17 protein-coding genes are annotated in these 20,495 nt (G+C 36.8%); 5 read left to right on the top strand and 12 right to left on the bottom strand.

The genetic code is table 11. The features are described from left to right. Window positions 1–101: 101 nt before the first annotated feature. Window positions 102–1,427 carry a phenylacetate--CoA ligase family protein gene (locus AC1FXZ_RS15265; RefSeq protein WP_480055140.1) on the bottom strand — a complete coding sequence of 442 codons (1,326 nt, stop codon included), beginning with the start codon at window positions 1,425–1,427 and terminating at the stop codon, window positions 102–104. Window positions 1,428–1,998: 571 nt separating this feature from the next. After that, window positions 1,999–3,789 carry a helix-turn-helix domain-containing protein gene (locus tag AC1FXZ_RS15260; RefSeq protein WP_480055138.1) on the bottom strand — a complete coding sequence of 597 codons (1,791 nt, stop codon included), beginning with the start codon at window positions 3,787–3,789 and terminating at the stop codon, window positions 1,999–2,001. Between the two features lie 578 nt (window positions 3,790–4,367). On the opposite strand from AC1FXZ_RS15260, the gene AC1FXZ_RS15255 reads away from it, so the two are divergent. From AC1FXZ_RS15255 to AC1FXZ_RS15245, 3 genes are all read left to right on the top strand, one after another. After that, entirely contained in the window at window positions 4,368–5,465 is a 1,098-nt protein-coding gene (locus AC1FXZ_RS15255; RefSeq protein WP_480055136.1) for a TRAP transporter substrate-binding protein, read from the top strand. Window positions 5,466–5,561: 96 nt separating this feature from the next. Then, entirely contained in the window at window positions 5,562–6,053 is a 492-nt protein-coding gene (locus AC1FXZ_RS15250; RefSeq protein WP_480055134.1) for a TRAP transporter small permease, read from the top strand. Continuing rightward, entirely contained in the window at window positions 6,053–7,360 is a 1,308-nt protein-coding gene (locus AC1FXZ_RS15245) for a TRAP transporter large permease (protein ID WP_480055132.1), read from the top strand. Before AC1FXZ_RS15250 ends, AC1FXZ_RS15245 begins: the two co-directional genes overlap by 1 nt. Before the next feature lie 80 nt (window positions 7,361–7,440). Here AC1FXZ_RS15245 and AC1FXZ_RS15240 read toward each other — a convergent pair whose 3' ends face one another. The 6 genes from AC1FXZ_RS15240 to AC1FXZ_RS15215 form a co-directional block, all read right to left on the bottom strand. After that, complete coding sequence (locus AC1FXZ_RS15240; protein ID WP_480055130.1) at window positions 7,441–7,965, bottom strand: hypothetical protein; 525 nt, start codon at window positions 7,963–7,965, stop codon at window positions 7,441–7,443. A gap of 554 nt (window positions 7,966–8,519) precedes the next feature. Continuing rightward, a complete protein-coding gene (locus AC1FXZ_RS15235) occupies window positions 8,520–10,043 on the bottom strand; it encodes a sodium:solute symporter family protein (protein WP_480055128.1) in 1,524 nt (507 codons plus the stop codon). Between the two features lie 19 nt (window positions 10,044–10,062). Then, window positions 10,063–10,293 (bottom strand): hypothetical protein, encoded by a 231-nt coding sequence (locus AC1FXZ_RS15230; RefSeq protein ID WP_480055126.1) that lies wholly within the window; start codon window positions 10,291–10,293, stop codon window positions 10,063–10,065. A 169-nt stretch (window positions 10,294–10,462) separates the two neighbouring features. Continuing rightward, a complete protein-coding gene (locus AC1FXZ_RS15225; RefSeq protein ID WP_480055124.1) occupies window positions 10,463–11,554 on the bottom strand; it encodes an LLM class flavin-dependent oxidoreductase in 1,092 nt (363 codons plus the stop codon). Window positions 11,555–11,733: 179 nt separating this feature from the next. Beyond that, window positions 11,734–12,231 carry a flavin reductase family protein gene (locus AC1FXZ_RS15220; RefSeq protein WP_480055122.1) on the bottom strand — a complete coding sequence of 166 codons (498 nt, stop codon included), beginning with the start codon at window positions 12,229–12,231 and terminating at the stop codon, window positions 11,734–11,736. 265 nt (window positions 12,232–12,496) lie between these two features. Then, on the bottom strand, window positions 12,497–13,567 hold the full coding sequence (locus AC1FXZ_RS15215) for a 3,4-dihydroxy-2-butanone-4-phosphate synthase (protein ID WP_480055120.1): 1,071 nt from the start codon (window positions 13,565–13,567) through the stop codon (window positions 12,497–12,499). 368 nt (window positions 13,568–13,935) lie between these two features. On the opposite strand from AC1FXZ_RS15215, the gene AC1FXZ_RS15210 reads away from it, so the two are divergent. Both AC1FXZ_RS15210 and AC1FXZ_RS15205 read left to right on the top strand, forming a co-directional pair. Beyond that, complete coding sequence (locus AC1FXZ_RS15210; protein WP_480055118.1) at window positions 13,936–14,700, top strand: IclR family transcriptional regulator; 765 nt, start codon at window positions 13,936–13,938, stop codon at window positions 14,698–14,700. A gap of 299 nt (window positions 14,701–14,999) precedes the next feature. Continuing rightward, window positions 15,000–15,911: a LysR family transcriptional regulator gene (locus tag AC1FXZ_RS15205; RefSeq protein ID WP_480055116.1), complete on the top strand. Its 912-nt coding sequence runs from the start codon at window positions 15,000–15,002 to the stop codon at window positions 15,909–15,911. A gap of 66 nt (window positions 15,912–15,977) precedes the next feature. Here AC1FXZ_RS15205 and AC1FXZ_RS15200 read toward each other — a convergent pair whose 3' ends face one another. From AC1FXZ_RS15200 to AC1FXZ_RS15185, 4 genes are all read right to left on the bottom strand, one after another. Next, window positions 15,978–17,948, bottom strand: coding sequence for a sodium:solute symporter family protein (locus tag AC1FXZ_RS15200; protein WP_480055114.1), 1,971 nt, complete (start codon window positions 17,946–17,948; stop codon window positions 15,978–15,980). A gap of 108 nt (window positions 17,949–18,056) precedes the next feature. Continuing rightward, window positions 18,057–18,467 (bottom strand): acyl-CoA thioesterase, encoded by a 411-nt coding sequence (locus AC1FXZ_RS15195; protein WP_480055112.1) that lies wholly within the window; start codon window positions 18,465–18,467, stop codon window positions 18,057–18,059. Between the two features lie 161 nt (window positions 18,468–18,628). Beyond that, on the bottom strand, window positions 18,629–19,387 hold the full coding sequence (locus AC1FXZ_RS15190) for a cyclase family protein (protein ID WP_480055110.1): 759 nt from the start codon (window positions 19,385–19,387) through the stop codon (window positions 18,629–18,631). Window positions 19,388–19,513: 126 nt separating this feature from the next. Then, window positions 19,514–20,386 (bottom strand): beta-keto acid cleavage family enzyme, encoded by an 873-nt coding sequence (locus AC1FXZ_RS15185; RefSeq protein WP_480055108.1) that lies wholly within the window; start codon window positions 20,384–20,386, stop codon window positions 19,514–19,516. Window positions 20,387–20,495 lie beyond the last annotated feature (109 nt).

Below are 20,495 nucleotides of genomic sequence, written 5' to 3'. Positions count from 1 at the left end.
ATGAAGACACAAAATTCAGAATATTAAATCTAATATTTTTGTTTCTTACACACAAGAGAATGTTTACTAGTAAATCTATTACAACAAATGCTGTCTAACTTTTAGGATAGTACCTTTACATACTTCGCTTTCATTTCAAACCTCGGCAGCGCCTCAGGAGGCACGAATTCTATATTTGCTCGGAACATTAATTTTGCTCGTAATTGATTTTCGATTTCACTCTTTAAAGCTGGTAATTCTTCTTGTGATACATCGTCGGAATACTCGACTTTAATATGAAGTGGTGGTTCAACAGCCGGTCCTTTTTCTTTTAGAACAATTTGTATTTCTCCAGTGGTTTTCGGATAATAACTACTCACTACATCTTTAATCGCTGTTGGGAACACGTTCACTCCACGTAGAATTAACATATCATCGGTTCTCCCAATGCAACGAATCCTGAAGCTAGTGCGGCCACATTCACATTGACCTGCCTTAACCTTGATTAAATCTCTTGTACGGAACCTTAGAAGTGGAACGCACTCTCGATCAATCGAAGTATAGACTAGTTCTCCCTCAGCGCCATCCACAATCGGTAATACTTTCCCTGTATCCGGGTCAATTAACTCACTTATGACGTAATCTGATGCAACAAAATGCATGCCATCTCCGTCTGGACACTCAGAAAAAAGAACAGGAGCCATATCGGCATTGCCCATCGCCTCAAATACACGTGCTCCCCAATCTTCTTCGATTTTCGCACGCACCTCTGGTAGGCCACCACCTGGTTCCCCACCAACACCAATCATCTGAATTCCTAAATCACGTGGCTCGATTCCTTCTGAGCGCACATAATTAGCCAAATAATTTGCATATGATGGCGTGCAAAGAAGTACTTCAGGTTTTAGATGCTGTGCTGTTGTCACAAGTCTTTCTGAGGCACCTGTACCAATTGGAATAAATGAAGCACCTAGACGTTCAATTCCATCTTTTAAAGGAAGGCCTCCCACGAAAAAAGTTAGACCCATTGCAAAAAGAACTTTATGATGGGAACGAATACCAGCTGTATGATAGACTCTTGCTACAATATCTGTCCAGATTTCACTATCACGCTTGGTAATGCCAACATAAGTCGGCTTTCCTGTTGTTCCTGAAGAAGAATGGATCCTTATGACATCAGCCATTTCCACACATTGGTGTAAACCAAAATCGTTAGCCCCCTCTTGACTTTCTCTAATTTCTTGTTTTTCCGTAAATGGAATCTTTTCTAGGTCCTCCAGTGTCTGAATGTCATTAGGATGAATCCCTGCTGCATCAAATTTAGCTGCGTACATGGGAGAATTGTGATACATATAATGAACCTGTTTTCGTAACTTCTCTTCTTGTAGGTGTTTTAACTCATTCTCATTGAGTTGTTCCTCCACACCTTTATCAAACCTTAGAGTCATAGTTTCCCCTCCCCAAAACAAATTATTGAATTTTTTCTTTTTTTTGGATATACACTCATCTTAATGTTTGCGCTTACACTTTGATAGGTGGGGAAGAAACAAATAACTCTCCTTTTATCTCGTTTCTTTTGTTTACAGACTACAAAGGAAAAATAGTAATGCCCTTTTCTCCTTTTTAAAGCATTATTACTAAAAAGGTAGATCCCCTAACATATACGAAAGGAAAATCTACCTATTGAAGATTTATAGGCTAGTGCTCTCAAGTAGGTCATTGAAAAAGGGAAAGGTCGTACCTTTTTAAGACCTAAAGAAGAGACAATTGATCTAAAGGCAAAGCCACTCAGGTAGTTTCAGGAAGGCCACTTAAAAGGGAAAGGCACCCTTTTTAAGTGACCTATAGAAGAGACAATTGATCTAAAGGAAAAGCCACTCGGGTAGTTTCAGGAAGGCCATGGCTCCACTCGCCGTGCGCTTTTTGAAAAGTGCGCTCAAAAAGCTTAAAAGATTACGGCCGCTTCGCACATGGCTTTAGGTCATTGAAAAAGGGAAAGGTCGTACCTTTTTCAATGACCTATAATACTAGTTGTTCTAACCGTAAAGCTAAGTTTAAGTTAAAGCGTAGTTCTGAATCAGATAAGTCATAACCTGTTACATCTTGAATTTTTTCAATTCGATACTTTAATGTGTTCTGATGCACAAATAAATCCTCGGCTGTTTTTTTCAATTGCCCATTATTTTTTAAATAGGCTTGAAGAGTTACCTTCATTTCCTCGACATTTTTCAGTTCATTCATTTTATTTAAATAGTACATAATAAAAGGGTTTACAATCTCTTGGTTAGCTCCAAGATTCGAGAGTAATGTCCAACTACCACAAAAAGGGTAATATCCAACATTATCTAATTGAACAATATGTGGAAGAGCATTTACGATTTGTTTCGCTTGCTTATAAGAAGTAGGAACATACTCGATTGATTCAACCGATTCTCCGGCACCAATATAAACATCCGCTTGATTGATTTTTTGGTTAGATAGATATTTCTGGATCTTTTTTCTTATAGTTTTGCTACAGTCATCCATTTCATGTTCCTCATAATGTGAGGTTAAAACAATCACCCATCCCTCTTTCTCGATTGCAACAGAATTGGGTACCCACTTTGTTATTCTTTTCAAAATCATACCTACATGATCTGTTAACTGATTTACACCCCAGTTCCCATTTTGATAAAATCCAACCACCATTACACTGAATCTTGGGGCATGCTTAAAACCTAACGTCAGGCTAATTTTTTCAATTTCATCTATTTTCTTCTCATCTTCTTTTATTAGCAATCCAATCAGCTGCTCTGCTAAATACTTTTCAATTTCAACACGGCGATATTCCGAGGCTGATTGATTGGAGAGTTGTAGTGCTCCTTGTAATAGAGTTCCTAGCTGCTCTGCTAGTTCCATTAAAAGATCGACATCATCTTGGATAAAATACCCGTTATTTTTCTTATTAATTGCATGGATAACTCCTATACGGTTATCTTCAACAACTAAAGGTACCGTCACAACAGAGTCAGCTTCAAATAAATTGACAATTTTTCGATTAAATCTCGGGTCATTTCTAGCGTCCGATGTAATCACTGGAACACCACTTAAAAAGACATTCTTCGCATTGCTATGCTCATTGAGTGATGACCGATACTGTTCAATGATTTCATCACTCCAAAATCCAAACGCAGGCTTTTGTAAGACCAGTTCATTGTTCTCTGGTTCATATAGCATGATTCCAGCCATCTCAGAATCTAGTAATTCACCAATTTTTTCTACGACCTCTGCCATAATCTCCTGAAATGAATAAACATTGACAACTTGATGAAGCTGATTCATTAACGTCAGACTTTCAGTTTTTCTTTGCATCATTAAATAAAGTCTAGAGTTTTCTAATAGAATTGGGATCGACTGCATAAAAAAGCTGACTAATTTAAGGTGCACGTTTGAAAGTTCCCCTTCATACGGCTTCAACAAAAGGACTCCTGTGATTTTGTTTTGTCTTGCAAACGGAAAGAAATAATAGTTCTCTTTATAGATGTACTTTTCATTAAATCGTTTATTGACTACAAAAATTTCTTTCGTTTTCGCTGTTAACTTTTTTACCTCTTCTCGTGTAAAATCGTTATTCGAATAAGGAATTAATTCTTTTACACTTTGGTCAAATACAAAAAATAACCCTTTACCACCACCAATTAATTGAACAGCTTGTACAACAATCGATTGGGTTAGAACATTCCAGTCTTGGATATTATGGAGATTTTCAATACTTGCTTGCAATAACGAAATTTGATTTTCATTTAACGACAAATCGGATTTAGCAACCATATACACCTCCGTATTATTAAGACACAGTTTAATAGGGTCCCTTTTGCACCTTATTCATATTCTACGATTAATTTGATATTCCTTTAAATTATGGGAGCAAGAGAACCATCCGAGGGTAGTAAAAAAGGACGTTTTTCCCTTTTTACTACTTATAGGCAATATGCGTAGCCGTTACCCTCTTTTGAAAGCCTTACTATGAGTGAGTTTCTCATAGTAAGGCGCGTAACGTGTGGAGCTATTGCGCTTCTTCGAGTTACTTTCGCACCGTCCCCTTCCCTTCGCCTAGTTCCGAATTATGAGAATAAAAAAACTTTTCCTACATTGTATATGAAGGAGATTACTAATTTCCATCATAGTGCAGGTGGTAATAATCTATTACTTTTTATATACTAAAAACACAACCAGTCAATGTAGAGTATAATTCTTAAATTACTAATTTAGGAAAACGCTTTCATTGATATTAGTCGTAATCTACTATAAAGGGGAGTGAATGTTGCGAAAAGTGCATTCTAATCGAGGTAAAAAAGAATTTTATAGTTTATTTTAATGAGGAAACCTAAAAAGGGAGGTCAATAAAAATGAAATTAACAAAAAAATCTTTCTTATTATTTATATCCATGATTGTAACCGCTATCATGCTAGCAGCTTGTGGTGGAAATACAGAAACTACTACAGACGCGACTGATGAAGGAAATGAAACGGAAGCTCCAGAAACAATGGATCCAGTAACGTTAAGTCTCGCTGACTTCGCACCACCTATGCACCCAGTACAAAGAGAAATTTTCCCTAAATGGGCTGATGCGATTAACGAAGCAACGGATGGTTTGGTATCGATTGAACTTTATCCAGGAGGATCATTATTAGGTAATGGTGATATTTATCCAGGAGTTGCTTCAGGTACTGCAGACATTGGGCATGATGTATCTGGTATGAACTCTGGAAGATTACCAGTCTTAAATGCTATGTATTTAGGTGGAATCGAGTATCAAAACAGTGCGGTATCAAGTTATGTTGCACGTGACATGGTAGCTGAATTAAATCCTGAAGAATTACAAGATACAGAATTAATGTTCATCTACGGGATCGCACCTGGGATCTTAATGATGAGAGAACCTGTTGAAACTCTTGAGGACTTAAGAGGAAAACAAATCCGTGCAAGTGGTACGAACGTAGAGACTTTAGAAGCACTTGGTGCAACACCTGTAGCAATGCCTGTTACTGAAACGTATGAAGCTATGCAACGTGGAGTTGTTGATGGAAGTTTATTACCTGCTGATACGCTAAAATCTTTTAACTTAGCTGAAGTAACAGATTATATTACGCACTCTAGCTTAATCTATAACACAGTTCATTATGTCACAATGAACAAGGATGTATGGAATTCATTCCCAACAGATATTCAAGAAGCCATTCATGAGGTAAATGAAGAGTACTTTGAATATGCAGTAGAAGTATTTACAAATGAGGTTGACGGTGGTTTACAGTATGCTTTTGAAGAGCATGGTGTAGAAGAAATTTTCTTAACAGAAGAAGAAGAAGCGCGTTGGCATGAAGCACTAAATCCGTTATTTGATGATCATGTTGAGCACCTTAATAATCAGGGACTTGATGGGCAAGAAATCATGGATAAACTTGTCGAGTTAACTGATAAGTATAATGCGGAATTTGGTAACTAAGAACCAGCGATCTTAAAAAGTGCATCGCATCACTCCCTTTGGTTAAGATGCGATGCCTTTTATGTTTTATTTATGAATTATAAGGGGGTTGGACAGGTGATCAAGGGGTATAACAACATTGTCAAAAAGGCTAGTAAAGGATTGGAGAATATTGCAGCCATCATCCTTTTTGGTACTGCAATGTTAATCATAATCAATGTCATCTCAAGAAGGTTATTCAATGCACCTGTACCTGGAACGCTTGATTTAGTCTTATTTTTTACGACTGCACTCATTGCCTTATCAGTTGCCTACTGTGCAGTAAGAGATGGACATATCTATATTGGTATATTAGTTGAACGGTTCCCTAATATGGTACAGAAAGTGATCAATACTATTATCGGTACAACTTCAGCTGTTTTTCTTTTCTTAGTAGCTTGGCAAATGGTATTATACGCAAATACTTCACGTGCAACTGGGGAAGTATCAATGACGATTCGATACCCACATTTTCCTTTTATCTTCATATTAGCACTCGGCTTCGGCGTACTTGCTTTAGTCGTTCTAGGGAAAGTATTATCTTTATACTCAAAAGAAGGTGATCAATAATGTCACTAGTTACAGTTGGACTTATTAGTATTGTTGTCTTTTTTATTTTCTTATTATTACGTATGCCAGTAGCTTACTCCATGTTAATTACTGGTATCATTGGAATTAGTGTCATTAGGTCTTGGGATGTAGCACTGAACGTAGCTGCTACTGAAATATACGCAACCTTCTCAACCTACACGTTAAGTGCTATTCCGATGTTTGTTTGGATGGGCTTTCTAGCCTTCTACGCAGGTATTGGAGCAAAGTTGTTCGATTTTGCTTATAAATTAGCTGGTCACCTACCTGGTGGATTAGCGATCGCTGCACAAGGAGCTGCTGGTCTTTTCGGAGCAATTTCAGGTTCTAATACCGCAACAGCAGCCACGATTGGTTCAATTGCTGTACCTGAAATGAGGAAGCGTAATTACGACGACTCCCTATCGACAGCAAGTGTAGCAGCTGGTGGTAATCTTGGTATGTTAATTCCACCAAGTACGCTTTTCATTATTTATGGTATTTCGACTGAACAGTCAATTGGAAAGCTTTTTATAGCTGGTATTATTCCAGGTGTATTATTAATGCTTTTATTCATGCTAGTTATCTATTTCATAACGAAGAGAAATCCAGCACTAGCCCCTCCAGGTGAAAAGTTCACTTGGAAAGAGAGAATGCAGTCTCTTAAAGGTGGTCTTTTTGAGGTTGCTGTTATTTTCGCAATATCGATGGGTGGATTATTTGCTGGTTGGTTTACCCCTACAGAAGCAGGTGCTGTCGGAGCTGGTGGAGTTTTACTCATTACGTTATTAACGAGGACATTAAATTGGGAAGGTCTTAAAAATTCCCTTTTTGACACATTGAGAACGACCGCAATGATTATGCTACTAATTGCTGGTGCGACTGTTTTTGGTCGTCTGATCTCAATGAGTCGAATTCCATTTGAGGTTGGTGGATGGATTGATACTTTAATTTTACCATCCTTCATGATCATGGCTTTAATCTTACTTGTTTATTTAATTTTAGGATTTTTCATGGATGCTTTAGCATTAATCTTGTTAACGATTCCAATCTTCTATCCAGTAGTCGTTACTACATTAGGGTACGATCCAATTTGGTTTGGGGTTATTATTGTACTAGTTGCAGGTATGGGAGTTATCACTCCACCAGTTGGCGTGAACGTGTTTATTTTAAAAGGGGTCGTTCCAAATGTTTCAGTTGAAACGATTTTTAGAGGAATATGGCCATTTTTATACATGATGATTCTACTTGTTGCACTATTTATGATTTTCCCAGAAATCGTTACATTCTTACCGAATTTAATTGAATAATAGGTTTGGGGAGCACAGGGACGGTTGACGGTTCTTGTGCTCCCTTCGTTTAGCGTAACTAAAGAATTCCCCTGCTTCACCTATAAACTATCAATGAATTCGGATGTTACTTCCCACATTTCGTCAATTAACTTGTACATTTTTTCTTCATTGGGTTGTCCATTGGTGTTCCTGTGTTCGGCGACAATTTTTGAAGCTGCTTCACGAAACCGTTCAGCGACCTCTTTCGCTTGGTTCGGTACCTCTAACCCCCGTGTATCATTGGTATGAAAAAAGTCTTCGGCTATCATCGCCTTTAGATAATAGTAATACAGGTCGTCATGTCCCGTTTTCTCAAGCCGTTCTTTTTCGTGCCAAGGAACTTCTTCAAACGCATCTTCTATGTGACGCACAAAAGCACTAACGGTTCTAAATTCATCCGATTCATTACGATCAATTGCGATGCTTTCGGTTTTCTCATAACTCTCTTCCGTGCTATCAACAACAGGTTCAAGCTCCTCTTCATTAACTTCGAGATGGTCGGATGTGACAACATCTGCCCCTGTATTACAAGCCGACAATAAGAGGGTAAAAACTATAGCTACCCCTATAAAGTATTTATACATGGTAGAACCTCCCACTACTTTACATTCATTCCCAATTCTATAAGTCATAACTAGACGAGTCAATATACTCTCCAATAAGGCTAAACGGTAAGAAGCACGAGAACCCTCCCCACGCTTCTATGAAGACCTTTTCTCTGCTAAGATCCTGACGAAACGGCCTTCATCTGGACTATGAAGACCTTTTCTCTCCTGAGATCCTGACGAAACGGCCTTCATCAAGACTATGAAGACCTTTTCTCTCCTGAGATCCTGACGAAACGGCCTTCATCAAGACTATGAAGACCTTTTCTCTCCTGAGATCCTGACGAAACGACCTTCATATGGCTGATGAAGGCCAAACTCTGCTAAAAGAAACGGTTTAACCGTCCCCATGCTCTCCCCTCCCCCTCTCCTCCCATAAAAAAGACCTAAAAGGTGTACTACGGGACACATGTATCCCGATTACACATTTTAGGTCTTTCCTGAACTTAATCAGTTACAATCCTGTTTTTATCCATAGTGTTGTTTTAGTTTTGATACTAAAATTACGTTATCCTATCTGCACTTCCATTTTATCATTGAGCCTTTTTCTCCTGCGAGACTTGCTCACCATCAGGTTTTTTCTTGAAATACTTGTTGATAATATCCAAATGTTTATCGGCTCTTTCATACTCTGGTTTTGTTAACAAACTCACCACAATCATGACAACCGTTGAAACAACCATAACTGGTACAATTGGCAAGAAGCCAAAGGACGGAAGCCAATCGGTAAAGAAGTAAGTCGGTACTAATAAACCACCGACCACCAAACTTGAGATCGCGCCCACTCTCGTTAAGCGTCTCCAGTACAGGGCACCAATCATGACCGGAATCATCGCTGTTGTTCCAGTAAAGGAAACATTCGCAATTTCAAATACACTTGCAGGTCTAAGCAGTGATACAACATATGAAATCGCAAGTAGAAGAACAACAAACATACGACCGTAGTGAACGGTTTTTGCTTCACTTTCTATTTTGAAGTATTTTTTGACAATATCATTCGTAAATAAATTACTCATTGTTAAAAGCTGTGCATCCATTGTTGACATAACCATTGCGAATAAACCGACTAATGCTAGTCCACCCATCCATAATGGCAGATACTCAAATGTTAACATGAAGACGATACTGTCAGAAGCACTTCCCTCTAATCCAGGAATCAATACTGCTCCCCATACCCCAAGAGTAACCGCAAGTACATAAATGAACGACATCCCTAGCGGATACATAATACTGTTTTGACGTAATACATTACTGCTTTTACTTGCTAATAACCTTACAAAAACATGTGGAAAACTGAATACCACGAACGCGAACAATAACCACTGACTAAACCATACTTGCCATGAAAAGGCTGGGATTCCGTCTCTTTGTAAAAGATGTGGCTGTTCTTGTAGCACTCTTTCTGTTATTCCCCTGAATCCACCACTTTCATTAGCAAGTAAAACAACGGCTAGAAGAAGAAACACAGTGAAAATAATAACTTGAGCTGTATTGGTTATAACGGTTCCTCTCATTCCACCTCCCCAAACATAATACCCTACAACAATGGTAATGATTAGAGATCCTAGCCAATAAGGAATGATTCCGTTTGTAAAGGTTTCAAACCCTGCTCCAGCCCCAATTTGTCCTGTAACAACATAAGGCATCGTATAGATGGCAAAGATAACGAACATGATTAAGGAGATCGAATTACTTTGAAAGCGCTCTCCATAAAATTCACTCGGAGTACTATATCCGAACTTTTTCCCTAAAATCCAGACTCTCACTCCAAAATAGTAAGTTGTGAACCCGATCATAAATGAACCAGCACCCATAATTAAACCATACATTCCAAACCCATTATGATAAGCTGACCCAGGCATTCCCATCATTACAAAGGCCGATAAATTAGCACCTATAATTGCACAAAATAAATAAAAACTTGAAATCGATCGACTAGCTAAAAAATAATCTTCTCCTGTATTTGCTGTTTGTCTTTGAGCTCTCCATCCCATTAGAATGATAAACAACATATAAATGGCTGCTACAATAAAAACTAGAAGTATTCGATTATCCAATTTTATTCCTCCTTATCAATCAGTCTTCATCTTCGAAGTGTTCTGGAACATCAGGCCAAATGACTTTATAGGCAAAAAACAAGAAAATGGAAGCAAGGATTCCCCCAACTAATACTTGAAACCACAAGGCAATTGGCATAAAACCGAATAAAATTGGATTAACTTGATCAAACCACCAAAAATCAAAGTGAAGAAAAATCATGATTAATAAGCCTATTAAGACAAGGATTCTTTTTAGTCGATGGCTCAATATCGTAACCCCCTATTTAGTTTAATAATTTTTTTCTTCATTATATATGTCATGGTTCTAGATCCATCATACACCATGTCCAAAACAAGGGATGTTGAAATTTACTCCCTTACTAGTTAGTAGGAAAGGGAGTTGACTAGATTGCAGCCCACTCCCCTGTTTTCATCCCTTATGAGTTAACTTTTGCTTCAACATTGATATTGCTATTTTCAAAGTGTGGCATAACCTGTGTTGCAAAGCGCTCCATCGCTTTTAATGTTTCAGCGTGTGATAGACCACCAAAGTCAAAGTAGATAATAACTTCTTCGATTCCTGCTTCTTCAAGCTCTTTAAGTTTCGCTGTTACGTACTCTCCATCACCAACGATGATACTAGCTTCACTTAAGTCTTCTGTTCTCATATTTTTAAGCTTTTCTACGATGTCTACGAAATAGCGAATATGAGGTGGTGCAGTTGTTGGATCATCCGGGAACGCTGGTACTAGACCCGTAAAGTATTTAAGCATACGCTCTTTTGTTGCTTCTGTTTCTTCTGGAGTTTCGGTTACATTCAAGAAGAACGAGCATTTTGCTTGTTTTCCTGAGAATCCGTGTTTCGCAGATTCTGCTTTAAATGTGTTTACAGCATTTGCAACGCTACCAAATACCATTGTTGCTGCGAACGGAGCGAAGATAACATGCTCACCCATTTCAGCTGCTTTTAGAATACTAGGCTCAGAGAATGCTGCTACATAGATTGGTGGTGCTGGATTTTGTACTGGCTTTGGTGTGATTTCAATTTCAGGGAACTTGTAATACTTTCCGTCATATGAAAGTTTAGAATCTTGCGTCCAAGCTTTCTTCATAATATCTAATTGTTCGAAGAAGATCTCTCTGCTTTCATTGAAATCTACTTGGAATACGTCATATTCACGCTTATCATAACCTCTTCCTGCTGAGAAGATTGCTCTACCGTTACTTAGTAAATCAAGTAGCGCATATTCTTCAACCATACGGATTGGATGACTTGCAGGAAGTAAAACCGTTGCCGGTGCTAATTCGATTTTGCTCGTTTTTGCTGCTACGTGCGCTAAGAACACAGAAGGTGAAGGCAAGACGCCTAATGCACTGAAGTGGTGTTCCGGAACCCAAACTGAGTTAAATCCTAATTCCTCAGCATAAACACTTTGATCAACTAGATCTAAAATCATTTGATTCGCATCTTTTCTTGTATCACCATATTCAACCGGATTGTCTGTAAGTGTAAAGTAACCAAATTTCATTTGTATCTCTCCTCTTTTGTTTGATTATGATTAACCTTGTTAACGATTAGTAACTAATTTGAATTATATGCATCTATGAAAGCGTTGTCAATAAGTTTTCGAAATATTTTTTTGAGTGTTATTATTCCGAATTCTCGACTGACAAACTCACAAACCTACTCTATAAAAACAATTGCTTTTTACTGATGAAACTCAGCAGGGATCGGTCCAAATTTTCGATTATGATATAACATTGCTTCTTTATCATCTATCTCAATATCAATAACCTCTCCGATTAAAATCGTATGGTCTCCAGCTTCTACTTGTTTAAATGTTTTACATTGTAGAACGGCAAAGGCACCAGACACAATCGGCAGACCATGTTCAGAAGTATTCCATTCACAATTAGAAAAACGATCTACTTCCTTACTTGCAAACAACTTACAAATATCTTGTTGATCCCCAGCCAAGACATGAACAGCAAACTTATCAGCATTTTTAAATATATCCAAACTAGAAACCTTATGATCAATAGACCATAACACTAGCAATGGATCTAGCGATACCGAAGCAAACGAATTAACCGTTAACCCCACGGGCACCCCTTGTTCATCACTTGTTGTCACCACGGTTACACCCGTAGGATAGTTCCCCAATACGTCTTTAAATTTTTGTACATGATCTGATACTTGTGTCACTTTCTATCACTCCTTTTTTTCATTACAAACCATGAGTTTCCTTTATTAATGACTTTCCTATTTTTCCTTAATAATCTTAAACTTTTAAAGATATACGACTTTGATTCATCCCTCCCTTTACTTGATAAATCTCTATCAATTAAAGTACAAAACTTCAACACTCGATTGGAACTTGCACCTGGATGCTTTTCTAAGCACTCTAGGATCACTTTTTCATAGTTCAATTCAAAATCCCCCTAAGTTTAAAAATGGATTCTAATTTGAATTACACCACATGTCTTTTCATGCTATTTCTACCACTTATTACCATATCTGCGCTTTCATTAGGATGTAACGTAATATCTTCTAATAGACTTTGATCTAACGTAATATCATTTAGCAAACGAATGTCTTTCAAGCCACTCGCAACTAAGATCTGTCTAATGATGAAACTTTTATGGTTTTCACCTAACCTAGTTAGAAGAGAATCTTCCTCTCTGTTTCTAATAAAGATGCAAGCCCCTCTACCTAATTTCTTGATCTTAGTAAGTGCTTTATCTAACTTTAATTGGCAATCACATAATCGGAAGTCACACTGATCACAATCTTCATGAACATAGACTGGCATGATTTCACTAGGATACACGGAATTATGAACAAGAATTTGATCATGTAATGAATCATACTTATTTGCAAATGTACTTACGTCAAATTCTCCATGATACGTTTTCACTTTTGATTTTGTATCAACCGTGAAAGCTTGTTGAGATCGTATAAATTCAAACAAGAAATCGTCCATTTTCATTAGTTCGATATTGAATCTCTCAGCAAATAACTCAATTTCTTGTAAAGTCGAAAGCTCACCTTTTTCATTAAGAAGGTCGCACATCACTACAGCTGGGTATGCACCGTTCAACTTTGCAAGCTCCAAGCTTACTTCTGTATGACTTTGTTTTCCATAAATTCCTTCCTCATGAGCAAGTACTGGAAACACATGGCCCGGCCTCTTAAACTCTTCCGGTTCTCGATTCGGGTCGATTAGTGCCTTTATTGTGTCATGTCTTTCAAAGGCTGAAATACCAGTAGTAGTTCCCTCTACGTCAACCGAAATCGTAAAAGCATGGGTGTTATTTGGTTCAGCACCGTTTTGGTTAGTGAAATCGAGCTGTTTTGCTCGATTGTTCTCCATTGCGACACTTAAAAATCCTTTTGCATGTGTCACCATGAAGTTAATATCCTCCGGTGTAACCTTATCTACGAGGCTTATAAGCTTTCCATGTTCATGTTTATCTGTTAAAATAGCGAGCTTCCCTTTAGACAGAGCATTCAATACTTTCTTCGCTTTTAATGAATTCATTGAAATCACCCTTTTCAATTCGGTTTTTCTATTTCACTTTGCAACCGGTTTCACTTTGTTGGTAAAAGAAAAGATGAATTAGTTCATTAACTCATACAGTGAGTTTTTTCATCTTTTGTTTAAATCATTTTTCTATTGCTTCAATGCTTTTTAAGTGTTAAACTATCGTTAACTAAGTTGATCTATCGTTGTTAATTCAAATTATATAGACAGAAAAACGAAATGTCAATAAAATTTTCTGACTAGTTTCAAAACATCGAATTAACTCAAAATGTATAATGTATAAAGGATTTTGTCTTACTTGGATTGAACAATGTTAGTAAATTACTAAAACATTCATTTAACGATAGTCATAGGAGGAAAAATCAATGGGAACAATCGAAGCAGAAAAAAAGGGGATTCAGTCTATTGAATCAGGCTTTTCCATACTAAAAATCGTTTCAGATGCAGCTAAACCTTTAACAATTACAGAAATTTCAAAGGCTTGTGGTATGCCCAAAAGCCAACTCTATCGATATTTAATAAGTTTGTGTAGGATTGGCTTTCTTGAGAAAGATGATGACCTACGCTATTCCTTAGGAAGTGAATTGAGTTTAATCGGCATACGGAGTTTAAGCAATTATGACATTCGAGCTAAAGCAGAACCTTTTATTAAAAAATTAAGTGAGCAACTGGATGAAACTGTTGCGTTATCGATCTGGATTGAAAATGCCGGTCCTATCTTCATTACATGGGAAGAAAGCAAGAAAACTTTCAATATTAATGTACGAGTCGGTTCATCAGCGCCACTCTTAGTCACTGCCACCGGCAACATCTTTGCAGCTCATTATCCAAAAGAAAAAACAGAGAGCTTTATTCAATCCGAATTAGAGGAATTTTCTGTAAGCAACGAGGAATATGATCAACTGATTTCAACGGTTAAAGAAAATGGGTACGCGTACACAACGACCTATATACCGGGGATTACCGCGATCGCCACTCCGGTTTTCGACCAAAAGAACGAGTTAGTAGCTGCACTTTGTGTGATTGGACTTTCAGAAGTTATTGACGTCTCCCCTAACTCAACTGTTACAACAGAATTAAAAAAGGCATCAAAAGAGTTATCAAACAGTCTTGGATATGACTTTTTGTGAAGCAACTTTCTCACATCGCTTTCAAGTGATGCGATAGAGCCTGTCTTCCCTTTAGCCCATGGTATTGAACACCTTCAGGCTGCAAAGGAACAGTATGGTGATAATGGATTCTAATTGAGGATGTTATTAATGGGACTCAACAAGTAATAAAATTATATTCATATAAAAAACAGGAAGCATTTTGTGCTTCCTGTTTTTAAAGCCAGTTTTGCCAGGTACGCACACGATTTTTGGAATGCTCCTTCTACTATTTACAATGAACTCAACTTTTTTATGAAAATAAGGAGGACTGTCCAACAATGAATTTAGACCAACTCCAATATATTATTGAAGTTGCTGAGCAGGGGAGTATTTTAAAAGCTTCTGAAAAACTTTTTATCTCTCACTCAGCCATAAGCCAAGCAATTTCAAATCTAGAATCTGAACTTGGAATTACTATATTTGTTCGCTCTCGTTCAGGAACTGAATGCACAGATGAAGGGAAACAAATATTAAAATTATCATACGATGTATTGAATAAAATAGCGGAAATAAAAGATGTAGGACAAGAAGCAGAACTCTTAAAAGGAGAAGTAAAAATAACAGCTTCGACAATCTTTTTTTCAACCTTTCTTCCGGAAGTTATTTCTGCTTTTAAAAAGGATCATCCAAATGTACAAATTAAAATTCAAGAAGAGGAGTCGTTTGAAATAATAAAGTCCATTAAAAATAACCAATTCAATATTGGACTTATATTGGCAAATGAAGAGGCTCTTAAAGAAATAAATTCTAAATTATCTTTTCAACCATTATTAAAATCAAAATTGATGGTTTGCGTTAGCAAAGATTCTCCATTATCTATTAATAAAGTTGTAACCCCTGAAGAATTAATTCAACATCCTTTAATAATTCGAGATGAAGAACTTTCTCGTACTTTTTGGAACAGTTTATTTTCAAAACACGGAGATGGAAACGTTATTTTACAATCAAACAATCACGATGTAGTTAAAAATTTAATTGTAAGTAATTTGGGTGTAGGAATATATACTGACTACTGGATAAAGGAGGACCCGCTTGTATTAAGTGGAGATATTGTCGTCATTCCATATTTTGACCATAATGGCTTTTATGAACCTAGTTTGGTTAGTTTAATTCCCAACCAAAAGCATCAGTCTATAGTTGTTAGGGAGTTTTTACATTATTTACGAAACACTCTATCTAAATATGGGTAAGTTAAGAAATATAATCTAAAAAAATCAAGGTATCCCTATTAATAGGATACCTTGATTTTACATCCATCAGTATGGTGCACTTTTGATATTAACATTAGAATTAATAATGCTCTCCCCCTTTTCTGTAATTAAAATCTTTCGTTTCCATAATCCCTTATCCTCTAAGTAACCGCTTTCATTTAATTTATTAAAAATAGCTGATACTTTTAGAGAATCTATATTTTCATACTCAACGTACTGCTGTAAACTTTCCTGTCCCCTTTGCACATGTAACATAAAATTCAATTCTTCTTCAATTAGATCGTCTACAATAAATTTCACATCATCTTTTATTACTTTACTTCCTTGATTAGTTAGCGTAAAAGTATAAAAACCTGGACCAGCTAATTTCTCACGTGAAATCAAGCGTAGTTCGTCGAGTTTTTCAACAATTCCATTACTTACTGAAGAGTCTATACCTAACATATCAGTTACTGCCGCCATTGTTTTATATCCTCGGTTAATTAATAGCAAAACATCTTTATCATGTTGGGATAACTTAATATCAGATGTGCTGATTTCACTAGAGATTTCCCAACCCTTTCTTCCATAATATTTAGGTTGTGTCATTAAGCTTACAACTACCGTCATAGAAACGGTTACGATTAAAGCTATTACTCCAATATGTGTATATTGGCTAACTTGAAATATTTGACTAATATCAAGGATTGTTACTATGGTAGTAACAATAACCCCAGTTAGTGCTCCAGCAAAAGCACCTTTTGCTGTCGTTCTTTTCCACCACACTCCTAGTAAAACAAGGATAGTTGGTGGGCCTAGCCATGCTGTAGCGAACGCAAAAAGATAGACAGGTCCACCTGGATAAAAGGTTAAAAACCACACAAGAAGACCAAGAATTAATGTTATAACCTTAGAAGGTATAATTAATTGTTGGGGCGTTGCTTCTTTCCTAATGTATCGCTGATAAATATCTCTTACTGCAGTACTTGAAGCCCCCATTAATGCGGTTGTTGCTGTTGAAATAGAAGCTGCAAGTGCACAAATTAGTCCAAATGCCGCAAGACCAATAGGAAGTGCCGATAGTAAAATTCCGTAAGCAGATTCAGGAGCGTTTGTTCCCACTGGAACAAAACTTTCAAAAAACTCCGTACCCACATATACCCCTATTAAAGATAAAATAGGATAAACAATTACACCTAGTAAAAGCGCTCCATAAATGTATGACCTTTTGGCAACTTTTTCATTTCTTGCAGAAGCAACCCTTAACCAGTAATAATTATTACCCCACACTAAAAACCAACCAAACATAATAATAAATGTTAGTAAGCTTGGATATTGCAAGGAAAGGATTGGTAGTTGAGAGTTACTCATACCATGGGTGAAAATACTAAAGTCACCGGGCCATTTTGCTGCTAGTGTATTAAATCCTCCAAATCTTTCAATCGTTACCAAGATAATTGCTGGCAGAGCAACCAACCCAATACATACTTGAAGGAAATCAGTTAATGAGACAGCCCAAAAACCACCAATGTATGTGAATAATAGAAATATAAAGAAGATACCTGCTAGTGTCCATATAAGAGACCAACCAGTAAATCCAGTTGTAACAATTGCCATAGAAACAACATTATTTGCCATTATTCCTAGCAATCCAAAAATAGTAGAAACTGTAATTAACACCCTTGTTTTTGCATCAAACCTCATTTCAAGCCACTCAGATAAAGTATGAGCACCAGATCTCCTAATATAAGGTACTAAAAATATTCCGTATAAAATAAAAGCTGAAACAAATACTAATCCAAATCCATATGAAGCTCCAAACCCGAATAATATTGCAAACGCAGGAGCAAGAGTAAGCATTGTTCCAGCAAAACCAATAGCTGCTATCCCAAATGTATTAACTAGAAGACCCACCTCTCTTCCAGCTAAGATAAAATCATTTGAGCTAGACATCCATTTCCTAGTTATTAAACTAATTCCAATCATAAGTACAGCAAACAGCAAAAGATAGATAAGAAAAATCATATTAAAACTCATTTTTGTGCTACACCTCCCGAATTTATCAATTGTAGCGACCTTACAGAAGGTCGCGTAACAGCTATAACTATAATAATTTAAACGCTATTAAAATGAGTTAATAAGCATTTAAGTTAGTACGGTTGTTTCGAGATGTTTCTTCAATTCTTTTTTTATATAATCAGGAATGGAAACTGATTTCCCTGTTAATTTATCGAGAAATACAATTGTAATTCCTCCCTTAGCCACTTGCTGATCCTTCTTGAAAAATGTAAAAAGGTACGAGAAAGAGGAGTTACCAATCTTTGTAATAGAAGTATGAACCTCTAGTTCATCATCAAATTCAATGTTTCCGAGATAATCACAATGTACGTTAACACGTGGCATCTCAAATTTTTGGAAAAGCTCTTTGCATGGAAAACCAATTTCCCTAAAAAAGTTGTGATCCATTATCTCAAAATAACGAAATATAGAACTATAATGGATACGTCCTGATGCATCTGTGTCAACAAACTGAATACGAATATTTTTTTTAATCACTTTAATATCACTCCTTGTATAGTAAGTTACTAGTTTTCTTTTAAGTGAATTTCAAGTTTGATTATTACTTCTATTAACAGCTGGTTCCCATAAATCTGAATTTTCAGTGTTTTATTATTAGATATATTTACTAAGGCTTGTTAAAAATCAGCGCACTTAATTTATACTAAAGCTACTGCACGTACAGATCCGGCTGTTCCCCCTTTTACTTTTATTGGAAATGCAGCAACTGTAAATCCGTGTCTTACTGGAACTTTATCAAGGTTTGCTAGTTTCTCAATATGATAGTATTCTTTTCTACGCCCTAGAAAATGAGCAGGAAATAACGCATCCTTATTTCCTTTTTTTAAATCTTCAACCATTGCACCAAATGGACGATCGAAAGTGTACGCATCAATTCCCATTAATTTTACTCCTTGATCGATTAACCACTCTGTAGCCTCTCCAGTCATTCCTGGTTGATCAAGTAAGTATTTTTCACTGTAAATGTGTTTATCAAATCCTGTCATAATCAAAACAATATCATTGGGTTTTATCGTATATTCAATATCTTTAAGGGCCTGCTTAACATCCTCAACAGTTATCCCACTTTTGGGTTCTTTAAATCTCATATCTAATATCACACCGTCACCATAAAATACATCTAATGGTATTTCATCAATGGTGCGAGAAGGCTTCCCCTCACTAGTAGGACCGTAATGGATTGGAGCATCGCAATGTGTACCAACGTGAAAAATAAATTCCGCGCTTACATGTTCTCCTGCCATAGCTAGGCCATCCTTAAAATCACTAGGTTCAATCCCTAATTTTTTGCTAAGCTGTATCGCTTGTTCTTTACTAGAAGAAAACTCAACTCGAGGAGGCCAAGGCTCTGCCATCGGGTTACTTTCCCAGTAAACACTTAAATCTATAAGTTTCATATTTTTCAACCTTTCTATTTATTTATAAACTTATTAGAAAGAGAGGAGTCACCAATTGAGTGTATTTTATCCCTCCTCTCTTTTATCTTAAATTAGATTTCTTTAAGAAAATGTAACTTTCCGTTCTTATGCATTACTTTTTACTTTCGCTATGCCTAGAATTTCTCTAGCTTCATCTGGAGTAGCAATTTCATACCCTAAATCAGTAGCGATATTTACAATTCTTTCAACTAGTTGAGCATTACTCTTCGCTAATTCACCCTTCCTAATAAATATATTATCTTCAAAACCTACTCGAACATTGCCACCTAATAGAAGTGAAGCAATTGTTGCTGGGTGTTGATGCGGACCTACCCCCATAGCCCCAAAGAGTGCATTCTCAGGAAGCTTTCGAACTAAATGAGTCAAATTCTCCATGCTATATTCCATCCCACTTTGGTTGGCTTTGTTCATCCCCATGACAAAGTTAAAAGATGGAGGATCATTCAATACACCTGATGGCATGAGAATATTTATAACATCTTCTAGTTGAGTATGGTTAAAGATCTCTAGCTCAGGTTTAATATTACGTTCCTGCATTGCCTTTGCGGCATCTAATAGCCACTTTCTTGTCCACATAAGGTGCTTCTCCATACCATTAAATGAGACCACTCCAATCCCACAATCAAGAGAGCACATCTCCGCACCTGCTTCTAGTACACTTAGCCCATCATCAACCGTACTTTCTGGAATCATAGCCGGTGCTGTACTATTTTGCAGGATCAGATTACATTTTGAACGTACTTCTTCATTTATTTCTCTAAAAACATTTACGTCATTTGTTTGTCTTCCATGCTTATCTCTTGCATGAACATGGACAATTGATGCCCCTGCATTATAACAGCGGTAAGCCTCTTCTCCAATTTCCTTTGGTGTTTCTGGTAGAGCAGGGTTCGCTTCTTTCCCATGAAAATTACTACTAGGTGCAACAGTAACAATTAGTTTTTTGTTCTTCGCCATAAAAAAAACCTCCTTTTTAATAAAACCATGAGAGCATTGAATAGATTAGCAACTACTTTCTTACTAGCTCTCTAATTATCTTAATTTTAGAATTATTTAGAAAATATGT

The organism is Halalkalibacter sp. HAAS-P014 (genome assembly GCF_056619965.1).
The sequence above is the reverse complement of the archived record's forward strand: the minus strand, read 5'-3'. Positions and strand labels throughout refer to the sequence as shown.